The 10,411-nt window shown below is 66.5% G+C and carries 10 protein-coding genes and 1 pseudogene; 7 read left to right on the top strand and 4 right to left on the bottom strand.

The features are described from left to right. Positions 1–306: 306 nt before the first annotated feature. From ACFWU3_RS36080 to ACFWU3_RS36055, 6 genes are all read left to right on the top strand, one after another. Entirely contained in the window at positions 307–1,236 is a 930-nt protein-coding gene (locus ACFWU3_RS36080; protein ID WP_384445802.1) for a DUF4394 domain-containing protein, read from the top strand. 2,378 nt (positions 1,237–3,614) lie between these two features. After that, positions 3,615–3,782 carry a hypothetical protein gene (locus tag ACFWU3_RS36075; protein WP_384445800.1) on the top strand — a complete coding sequence of 56 codons (168 nt, stop codon included), beginning with the start codon at positions 3,615–3,617 and terminating at the stop codon, positions 3,780–3,782. A gap of 180 nt (positions 3,783–3,962) precedes the next feature. After that, a complete protein-coding gene (locus tag ACFWU3_RS36070; protein WP_384445798.1) occupies positions 3,963–4,268 on the top strand; it encodes a hypothetical protein in 306 nt (101 codons plus the stop codon). Next, a complete protein-coding gene (locus ACFWU3_RS36065) occupies positions 4,265–4,792 on the top strand; it encodes a DUF6286 domain-containing protein (RefSeq protein WP_384445796.1) in 528 nt (175 codons plus the stop codon). The genes ACFWU3_RS36070 and ACFWU3_RS36065 overlap by 4 nt, the downstream gene beginning before the upstream one ends. After that, entirely contained in the window at positions 4,789–5,463 is a 675-nt protein-coding gene (locus tag ACFWU3_RS36060; protein ID WP_384445794.1) for a hypothetical protein, read from the top strand. Before ACFWU3_RS36065 ends, ACFWU3_RS36060 begins: the two co-directional genes overlap by 4 nt. A 5-nt stretch (positions 5,464–5,468) precedes the next feature. Continuing rightward, positions 5,469–5,642, top strand: coding sequence for a CsbD family protein (locus ACFWU3_RS36055; protein ID WP_384445792.1), 174 nt, complete (start codon positions 5,469–5,471; stop codon positions 5,640–5,642). 1,018 nt (positions 5,643–6,660) lie between these two features. Here ACFWU3_RS36055 and ACFWU3_RS36050 read toward each other — a convergent pair. After that, positions 6,661–7,710: an SPFH domain-containing protein gene (locus ACFWU3_RS36050; RefSeq protein WP_384445790.1), complete on the bottom strand. Its 1,050-nt coding sequence runs from the start codon at positions 7,708–7,710 to the stop codon at positions 6,661–6,663. A gap of 3 nt (positions 7,711–7,713) precedes the next feature. Then, on the bottom strand, positions 7,714–8,145 hold the full coding sequence (locus tag ACFWU3_RS36045) for an NfeD family protein (RefSeq protein WP_384445788.1): 432 nt from the start codon (positions 8,143–8,145) through the stop codon (positions 7,714–7,716). A gap of 828 nt (positions 8,146–8,973) precedes the next feature. On the opposite strand from ACFWU3_RS36045, the gene ACFWU3_RS36040 reads away from it, so the two are divergent. Beyond that, entirely contained in the window at positions 8,974–9,717 is a 744-nt protein-coding gene (locus ACFWU3_RS36040; RefSeq protein ID WP_384445786.1) for an anti-sigma factor domain-containing protein, read from the top strand. Positions 9,718–9,888: 171 nt separating this feature from the next. Here ACFWU3_RS36040 and ACFWU3_RS36035 read toward each other — a convergent pair whose 3' ends face one another. Together ACFWU3_RS36035 and ACFWU3_RS36030 are read right to left on the bottom strand one after the other, a co-directional pair. Then, the gene (locus ACFWU3_RS36035) at positions 9,889–10,098 is read right to left on the bottom strand and encodes a hypothetical protein (RefSeq protein ID WP_384445784.1); all 210 of its coding nucleotides are present in this window, start codon (positions 10,096–10,098) and stop codon (positions 9,889–9,891) included. Between the two features lie 46 nt (positions 10,099–10,144). Further along, positions 10,145–10,411 (bottom strand): annotated as a pseudogene (locus ACFWU3_RS36030) (hypothetical protein); the annotation flags it as partial.

The raw sequence follows: 10,411 nt of genomic DNA, 5'->3' as shown, positions 1-10,411 counted from the left end.
GCCCCGCCCCAACGGCTCCGCCGCCTCACAAATCGCGACACCCCTCACCGTGTCCACCGCGGTGGCTGCCGTCAGGCAGAGAGACGGCAGCCACCGCCACCACCCGCTCGCATCGCTGTGTACCTGGCAGACCGCACGGTCCGCGCACGCGGTCCCGTGGCCACCGGCACCGGTCGGGAGTCGGGTTCAGCAGGTTGGTTCGTGAAACCCGGATGGGCGTTGTGACGTGCCGTGCACGAATGGGTGTGTTTGTGTCACAGAGTGGCGCCCGGCGTCCGGTCCGGGCCACTCCCCCAGGAGAAACGTATGCGCACTGTCATAGTCGCCCCTGCCCTCGTCCTCGCTCTCGCCTGGCCCGTCGCGTCGGCGACCGCCGCAGGAGCCGACGACGGGTACACGGACGGCGGCCTCAAGGTCGTCGGGCTCACCACCGATCAGCGGCTCGTCAGCTTCTCGACGAACTCCCCCTCGTCACAGGAGTCCTGGGGCCAAGTGCGTGGACTGCAGGGCGACACCGAGCTGGTCGGGATCGACTACCGCGTACAGAACGGAAAGCTTTACGGGGTCGGCGACCAGGGAGGCATCTACACCCTCGACCGCAACGGAAACGCCACCAAAGTCTCCCAGCTGACCGTCGCCCTGCAGGGCGACAACTTCGGCGTCGACTTCAACCCGGCCGCCAACCGGCTGCGGGTCATCAGCGACACCGGCCAGAACCTGCGCCACAACATCGACGACCCCGCCGCCCCGTTCACCACCACCGTCGACGGCACCTTGACCAACCCCGCCGTCCCCCCGGCCACCACACCCACCACCGCGCTCGGCGTCACCGGCGCCGCCTACACCAACAACGACCTCAACACCGCCACCGCGACAACGCTGTTCGACATCGACACGGTCAACGACCGCGTCTCGCTGCAGTCCCCCGCCAACGCCGGCACCCTCGCCCCCACCGGCAGCCTCGGCGTCAACGCCGGCCCATCAGCCGGCTTCGACATCTACTACGCGCCCCAGGCAGGAACCAACCAGGGCTTCGCCGCCCTGCAGACCAACGGCACCAACGCCATCTACGGCTTCTACCGCGTCAACATCCTCAACGGAAAAGCCGACCGCGTCGCCCACTTCCCCACCAGCCGACAGGTCTTCGACATCGCCCTCCCCCTCAACCAGCACTACCGCGAACCCAGCGACGACATGCACACCGGAAGCGAAGGAATGACCCCCCGCACCAAGTAGCTGCGACCGCGGGCAACGTTCCCTTCCACGAGTGCGCCGGGCACTTCCCCTCAAGTGCACGCGCGCTCGACTCACCGAGTCCCGCGAGCCGCAGGCCCGCGCCTTGCAGGGGATGCGACAGGCCGTCAAGGCTGGCGGTACAGACTGGGGGACGTATGTGACCGACTCGGCCGCCTTGCTGGCAGCTGAGACCCTGGAAGGGCTGGCCCCACGGTGATCATCACGTACCGGGCTGCTGACCGAAGCTGTCCTTGGGCTCACCGTCGGGGCGTGTGAGTCCAAGGACATATGGAACCTCGCCTATGCGATTGGCAGCTCCTCCGGCTGTCCGAACGCCCTGCCCTTTCCGGTCGCTACGGCTCCCGGGGTGATCGGACCCGAGCTGCTGCTCACGACAGGCACACTCCGGCAACGCACCGAGTCAAGCATCGGGTGCCCACTGAGAGTGCCTCCTTCGGGAGTCATGAAGGTCGGCCGCGCAGCCCCCCGAACGGCTTCACTGCTCGTGTGCCGTCCGGGGGCAGGCCGTACCGGGCCCTTTGGGTGGCGGATGGGGCAGCCCTATAGGCAGGCCGATCCCGAGCCGTGTTCTGAGCTGAGCGGGCATCTTCATCGCCATATGGCCCGCCACCTGGTTCGGGCTGGGACAGGCTTTGGCGCAGCACGAGCGCTCGGTGCAGCAGTAGCCCTTCCCGGTCCGACGAACCGTCGACGGTCTCCACCAGGAGGTGGAGGCCGGCCGGACACCTGCGATGTACGGCGGGTCCGGCCACGTTCCCCCTCGTCGGAGTATCCGGCTCTAGCTGTCGGCGACTGTCTGTTCCCGGACGCCTGGAAGTTGCAGAGCGCAGCACGCCAACTCGATTGCCTGCCTGTCTATCGGCTTGTCCGTCGCCTCCTGGGTGACATCGCTGTAGGGGGGAGGTTCAGGGTACGGAGCGGGCGGACCGGTGGGGACTGCGCAGCCCCTTGTCGTACAGGAACTTGCGATCATGGCTCCCCCAACGAGGTTGGCGGCACTCCTACCACCGTCTACCACCGTCGCCCAGAACCGCGTCGCCTGCATCCGCTGCCCGCAGGCTCCCGGTGCGCGACAGGAAACCGCTCCCCACACGCCCTCCGCCCCTTTGGTCAGGAAGGCCTGCGGCTGGGAAGCAGGAGCTGAGAAAGGTCACCGAGCAGGGCTGCATGACCGCTGAGCTCACACGCTGCAGCCGCCCGAAGCGCGCATCACCGCAGCTCAACGCAACGCCCTAACGCCACCCGGTACGCGCGCGAGTACTTGCGCAGCCTGTGCGACACGCGTCCCGCGGTCACCGGTCAAAGAGCCGTCCGGCCCCAGACTGGACCTGTTAACTCCAAAGCACTCCCACTTCGGAGTGGCTGGGCCAAGCCCTGAACGGTGGTCGTCCCGTTCGGGGCTTTGCCTTCCCCCCGGAACGACCCCCGGCAGGTCCGTACTCGACATACAGAGGCCCTGGACCGTGCACAGGGAGGTCCAGGGCTTCCGCCCACTTCGCGGGGTCATACTGAACGCTCCAGACGCCGACCGGTTACGTCCCGGCCTGCAGCACCTGCCTGTCGGCGGACCAGGTGGCCGGGTCGATGTCGAAGCCGAGCGGGTGGGCCAAGGCTGTGGTCTCGCCGGTCTACCCGAGCCGATCCCCGGTAGACGCCATATCCACATGCCGTGAGGGTGGAGGTCTCCACATGCCCGAGGTCCAGCACCTTGTCTGCCGGCAAGCCAATGGGGCTTTGCTTCAGCCGTGTGCGGTGAGAGCGGCTTGCACGGTTGTAAGAGGGCAGGGACGCAGTAGTCCGTCTCTGCTACCCGAGGGCCTCGCAACGGCGATCGAACGCCCAGCAGCTTCGTCGCCCTGGTCAACCTGCCCGGTCGCCAGCCGTCCCAAGTGCGAGACGCCCGGAGCCAGACTGTCTCAACCTTTCCCGCCCAGGTAAGACGCACACTCCCACCTGAGCCAAGGCTTTGAGATGGCCTGCACAGGCGCCGATCAGTCCGGACCCTGAGCAGGTGTGGACGATCCGCTCTGGGTGGAATGGCTCTGAGGCCGCTCGCATCGCTGAGACACCGTTGAGCGAATGTCCGAAGACGGGCGAGAGACGGAATCACGGTGTGAGCCGGGCTGGTGCTCGGTTGCGTCGGTACCCTAGCCGTGCCTCGATTGGAGTGTGGGTGTAGGTGTCGTTGCCGCCGGGTTCGTCCTCGGTACAGCTGTGAGCGTGTGGGCGAGTCGCCGTGTTCTGGGTTCCCGGGTGCGCTCTGCAACTCGGGACCGGGCTGTGCGGCAGGCTGACACGCAGTTGCGCCTGGCGGCGGACATGGTGATCTCGGACGCCGCCGTGCGGGCAGCTCCCTCTTGCGCATACCGATCCTGGTCGCTGATGTGCAGGCCAGGGTCTACGACGACTTCCTGCTCGAGGTGCCGCGCTGGTGGGCAGCAGAAGCGCTGCGGGAAAGCTACGAACGCTGGAACTGCCAATACGACTGCACCACCGACGCCTACGACCTACTCGACGAGGCCTGACCCCGTCGGGCTTGTCCGGCGCTGGAAGAGGTCCGCGCGGCCTCGATGCACGCTGGTTTGCGAAGCGAGCCGTACGAGAGGCTGGAAGCAGGCAATCGGAATCCGAGTCCGATCTCCAGACGCTGCCAGAGGGCGTGCCTAAACTGCAATTGAGGTACCTGCGCGAGGCTGGAGGTCACCATGATCATTATCGGGGTCGTCCTGCTGATCATCGGCTTCGTGGCCAGCCTGCTCGGTGTCAGGGTGACCGGCGAGCACGCCGACCGCTCCGCGATTGTCACGGCAAGCGTCAACGCCGATGCCACCGCGGTTCTGGCTGTCCGTCTGTCCGTCGACTATCCGCATTCCGTTGCCGGCGTGACCGAAGCTGCAGGAGCCCATCTACAAAGCCGCCTTGCGGACCTCACGGGCCTCACCGTGACGCGGGTCGACATCAGCGTCACCGCGCTGCACGATCCGGACTCCCGCACCAGGAGAGTCAGATGAAACGCCGTCCGCGCCGCAGTGTTCCCGCCACCCTCACAGCGCTGCTCGTCCTCGCGATCTGTGTGCTGGCCGCCATCATCGCCATACAGATGATCATGGGTGTGGCGCCACTCATCAGCTACCGATCCGTCACCGACTATCTGGCCGCCACCCGTTGGATTGACACCGCCACCTTCATCGCCGGCGGTGCGGCCACGCTGCTGGGTCTGATCATGCTCATCGCGGCAATCCTGCCCGGCAGACCGACGGTAGTGCCGCTGGACGGTGACCTGGACGCCGGTGCCTCCCGGCGCAGTCTGCGCCGCACCCTGCTCAGTGCGGCCCGGAGGGTCGATGGGGTCAGCAAAGCGAAGCTGAAGCTGACCCGACGCACGGTGGCCGCCCGCATCCGAACCGACCGGACCAACACCGCCGGGCTCACCGAGACGGTCCGCGACACCCTGAACCAGCGCCTCGACCAGATCGCCCCAGCGACCCGGCCGGCCGTGAAGGTCAAGCTCCATGCCACCAGGAGCACATCATGACCAGCCTCAACCGACCAGCCCACCTCAACCGCCTGCTGCTGGCCATCGTCGGCGTCCTCCTGCTCGCAGCCGGCGTCTTCGCCCTGGCCCGCCACTACGCCCGGCTCACCTCACTGGAACCGCACGCCACGCTCATCCCTGCGCCCGGCAGCCCACCAACCTGGATTTGGTGGGTGACCGCCGCCGTCGCGATCACACTCGGGCTGCTCATGCTGCGCTGGACAGCCGCACAGACAGCCCGCCGCCCGAAACACCAGACGTGGCACCTCGAACAGAACCCCGAACAAGGCAGCACCGAACTCGCGACCGATACGGCCACCGTCCCCTTCCTCAAGGAGGTGACCACCTATCCAGGTGTCCACAACGCGCACGCCACCATCGCCGGAACCCGCCAGCACCCCACCCTCGTCATGCGGATCAGCACCGAACAGGACAGTGACCTGACCACCATCGGTCGGCACCTCAAAGACAACGGCCTCCCCCGGCTCCGTCAGGCACTCGACCTCGACACCCTCCCCGTCACCGTCGAATACCGCTTCACCACCCACACAGCGCCACCCGGACCCGATGAGGGTCCAGCCGATCACGCGTTCCCGGGCGTCAGGTTTGCCATCGGCAATAGCGGTCACACGCAGTCACAAGAGCCAGTGCCGAGCGCAGCTTGGAAGTGAGCACAGTGGCCAAGAACCAGAAAGCCAAGGGCAAAAAGGAACAAGCCAAAGGCAAGGCCAAAGAGACCCTCGGCCGCACTCTGGGAAACGAGCAGATGACCGCCGAGGGCAAGGCACAGGGGGCCAAGGGCGACGCCAGGCAGGCAAAGGAGAAGATCAAAGACGTCTTCCGCCACTGAAGCGCCCCGCTAACGCTGTACAGGGCTCGCCGCGTCCGTTACGGCGGGCCCGACACATTGTTTAGTGCCCCGTGAGCCACTGAGTGCCTGTCTGACATCTCTGTCCGGTCTGCGGCCGTGGGTGGACGTTGGGGGTTGAACATAGGCGGTCGGCGGGACGGGTGAGGAACCCGCGCGGGGGTTGCCGGGTTTTCGCGGTTCACAGTTCAGGTTGGGGAGTGACGGTGAGGTGAAAAACCGTGTCACATCTACTGTGAGTGACGATTGGGGTATCGATTGCGGGAGCGGACTGTGCCAGTAACGGCGGGACGGAGCCCGTGCCGTCGGCGAGTCGCCGCGCCTTCTCCCGCTGTGGGGTGGTGCTCCGACGTGACAGCGATCTGGCTCTTGAGGATGTCTGTCACGTGCTGGGTACCTTCTCTACCGCGATGTCACCCCCGAGGATCCTCGCGCCGATGGCGGGCAGTGACCCGGGATTGTCGGCCATGCCCGACAGCTGACCCGTCAGGCCTTTGAGCTTGTGAGCAGAACGACGATGCCGGCGGCTCCCACGCGTCGGACGAAGACCGCACGGGCCACGGCAGGCACCGCCGTGACCGGCCCTGAGCAGCGCCGGTCCCGTCTGGGACTCACGACCAGCCATACCGGCCTGGCGGGTGACGCCAGCCAGAGCGTGCTGGCGCGGTAGCCCAAGCCGCACACCTCAGGTCCGGCGAACTGCTGGCGGGCCTCAGCGTCCGAGACCGGCTCGGTCAACCCGACGCCAGCGTCATCGTCAGGCTCCACGAACCCGCAGGCCTTGGCGGAGGAGTGGAAGACAACGAGTGCGCCAGCTGCTCGGCGTCCGCCCGGCTGCGTTCGGCGGCCCGACGATCACGTCGTCAGCGCCGCGATGCGAGGAGGTACGGCGGCTTTATTCGTCGACCGCGGTACCGCCTTGGGGCTATGTCCTGTCACCGGAGGGTCTGGATCTCGCCATGAGGCTGCGGCAGGCACAATGTCGAACTGCGCCCGGCTACTACCTGTTCGGTGCTGCCTGACGGCCGTCGGCGAGGGGGCGTGCGCTAGCGTCGGCCTCGGCCGCGTCGGCAAGGGCCTCGGCGGCAGCTTCCGCGGCCTGCGCCGCATCGTCGGCGGCCTGGTTGGCCGCTCTGTCCTCTGAAGACGTCTCACGCGTGGCCGGCGACTGGGGCAGCACCTCATTGAAGGCGCGGGACACCCCCTGGAGCGCAGAGGTGACCTCGCTGGGGATGACCCAGAAGGTACTTCCGGCACCTTCGGCGAGTTGAGGCAGCATCTGCATGTACTGGTAGGCGAGCAACTTGGGGTCAGGGTCGTTGCGATGCACGGCCTGGAAGACCTCGTCGATGGCCCGAGACTGGCCCTCAGCCTTGAGGATCTCAGCGGTACGGTTACCCTCCGCCCGCAGAACGGCAGACTGCTTGTCGCCTTCGGCAGTGAGAATCTGCGACTGCCGCTGCCCCTCAGCCCCGAGAATCGCCGCCCGCTTGTCACGCTCGGCACGCATCTGCTTCTCCATCGCATCCTTGATCGACTGCGGAGGGTCGATGGCCTTGATCTCCACCCGGTTGACTCTCAGACCCCACTTGCCGGTGGCCTCGTCCAACACGCCACGGAGCTGACTGTTGATGGTGTCGCGCGAGGTGAGAGTCTTCTCCAAGTCCATGGAACCCACAACGTTGCGCAACGTGGTGACGGTGAGCTGTTCGACACCCTGCAAGAAGTCGGCGATTTCATAGGCAGCAGCTCGTGGATCCGTGACCTGGAAGTACAGGACGGTATCAATCTCGACGACCAGATTATCCTCGGTGATAACCGGTTGCGGCTTGAACGAGACGACCTGTTCCCTCAGGTCGATCACCGGATAGACCCGGTCGATGTAGGGGATGACGAGGTTAAGGCCCGGCCTCAACGTGCGCCGGTAGCGGCCAAGGCGCTCAACATTGCGAGCACGCGCTTGGGGCACGATGCGTACCGCCCGCACCACGGTGAATACGGCGATCAGCGCGACGATCACGCCGGCTATGAGCACGCCCGAGACTTCCATCGCTCACTCCCGCGGGTAGACGAGGGCGGTGGCGCCATTGATCTCCATGACGTCGACGGTCACACCCTGAGGAATCACCAGCGTCTCGACATAGGCGCGAGCCGTCCATTCCTCACCGCCGATGCGAACCCTGCCACCCAGGTCCGTGACCTCCGAGACGACATAGGCGGACCTACCCACCAACGCATCCACGCCGAACCTCTCCGCCTCAGGCTTGAAGAGGTGACGCGCCGCGATGGGCCGCATGAACAACAAGGTGACCGCAGCCAGGACCGTGAACACCAACAACTGCACGGGCAACGGAAGTCCCAATACGGCTGCCCCCGCCGTGACCAGCGCAGCCGCACCCAGCATCCCGAGCGCGGCAGTAAGGGTGAAGATCTCCGCCACCACCAGCGCTCCCGCGGCGATCAACCAGATCAGCCAAAGATCCATTGCGCCCTCCTGGCGCTGCTACTGCACGAAGCATCAGACGAATGCACCTTTACGGTACTTTCCTACCCTTCTTCGCGGGACCCACGCCCACCGCAAAGGCGCTGCGTAGGTGTACGGAGCCCGAGAGTGGGCCGGAGCCGGCGACGGCGATCTTGAGTGGGGGACCGTCTCGGCGATCCGTGCACCACGAAACCAATCCGCAATTGCATCGGTTACGAACTAGTAATGCCTTAGGTGGTGAAAACACCTGAAGCTCTGGGTCGTACTCATCTCGATACGCAAGCGGGGAACAGGTGAAATCTGCCGAGAGCGGACGGATAGCAGGATTGCCAGCGCGACAGAACGGCCAGCTGATGGTCCAGGTCTCCGGCGGGGACCAGGAGACATTCACCAAGGTCTGCGACCAGGTCGTCGGTCCAGTGCTGGGTGTGGTGCAGCGAGTGTTGTCCCGTCCCGCGCAGTCGGAAGGGGTAGCCCGGGATGTTCTGGTCGAGGTGCGGTGCACGGCCGGATGGTTCGAGCCCGGCGGCGGCACAGGGATCATGACGCTGGCTCACCACCGGGCCGTGGACCGGGTGCGCTCGGCCCCGCCCAGCTCAGATCGGGAGCACAAGGCGGCCCTGCGGGACGAGTCGGTGCTGTTCGACGGGGTGGAACGAAGGGATCCGGACCGCCTGAGGTGGCAGCGGGTCCGGCGCTGTGTCCCCGGCCTGAGTGACATCCAGCGGGCGGCGTCCCTCTCGCCAACGACGGGGGCCTTAACCGCAAGGACATCAACCCGAGTAAGGACGGCCCGTTCCGTCTCCACGACTGCCTGGGGGTGACCTCATGACCACTGCCGATCTGCACACCTCCACCGGCGCCTATGCGCTGCATGCCTTGCCTGATGACGAGCAGCGCGCTTTCGTGAAGCATCTGGAGGCTTGCGAGGCATGCCGGAACGAGGTTGCAGAATTGCAGGCGACTGCCGTGAGGCTCGGCCGAGCCGTGGCGATGAGCCCGCCCCAGTCGATGCGGGAGGCCGTATTGGGCCGGGTGGCGACGACGAGGCAGGAGTTCACGCTCCTGCAGGGCGACGAGACCCGGCGCCGGATGACGTGGCTTCCGCGCTTGATGCTTGCCGCGTCGGTGGCTGCTGCGGCAGCGTTCGGCGGTGTCGCCATCTGGCAGCACCAGGAGGCGTCGGAGGCACGTGCATCGGTCCGGCAAGCGCAGGAGCGCATGGTGGGTGTGGCAGATGTGCTCGCCGCGCCCGATGCCCAGCTGCAGACCCGGAAACTGCCCGACGGATCGGTGGCCACAGTCGCCGTCTCACACCGGCAGGACGCGGCCGCGCTCGTCGTTTCCGGACTGCCTCAGCTGCCCACAAACAAGGTGTACGAAGCTTGGTTCATCGACGCGAGCGGTGACGCGGCACCGGCCGGATTGCTGAGTCGCGACGCCGGGCGGCAACTGGCTCTCCTCGAAGGGCCGGTCGGTGAGGCGGCCGCCGTGGCATTCACGGTCGAGCCAGCCGGGGGCTCCCCTCAGCCCACCACCGTCCCCCTCGGCTCGGTGACCCTCCCGACCTGACACTCATCCCCTTCGGCTGCCCGGCACCTCGCCTGCTCGGCCGCTGGTACACAGTCTCGCCTGGCGGCGGCGGAGGCATGGGGCCGTAGAGCGTTGAAGGCCAGCGCAGGTGGGCGAGCTCTGGCGGTCGGAAGTGCGTCCGCCCCGCTTGCCCTCTGCCTGTCAGTGATGTCAGGGCACGAGGTTCCATAGCTGGACGGCATCTCGCAGGGAGAGTCCAGAGCCGTCGGCTTGGTCTCGGTGCGGCTGTCCGATCGCTTCCTGCACCACCGACAGGGGCAGCAGCGCCTCCCAGCCCAGCAACCTTATCCCCATGACGCCTTCGTCGGCACGGCGGACTTGAAGCCCCCGCACCGCAGTGTCGGACCAGTCGAGTTCCATACATCACGGTAGATCTGCAGTCCGCTCCAGAGGCGGAACGCCACGGTCAATGTGCAGACCTCGAATGCTGAGTTGAGCTCAGCAGGCCGTCGAGTGCGGCGAATTGCTGCGTGATGGTGTCCATGCTTGGGAACGTCGCGCCGAAGCGGAACACGTATCTCGCGTGGAGGCTGCCGTCGGGTTCGACGACGAAGGTGGACCGGCCGCAGCCCAAGCGGCGGGCGATGATCCCGAATGTGCTCGCCCGCACGCCGACCACGCGGCGAAGGATCTTCCGTACACAGCACACGGCTGCGCGCCCCCTGTTCGGGGG

Source organism: Streptomyces sp. NPDC058685 (assembly GCF_042714725.1).
Taxonomy (GTDB): Bacteria; Actinomycetota; Actinomycetes; order Streptomycetales; family Streptomycetaceae; genus Streptomyces.
This window is presented reverse-complemented; position numbering and strand designations above follow the sequence as displayed.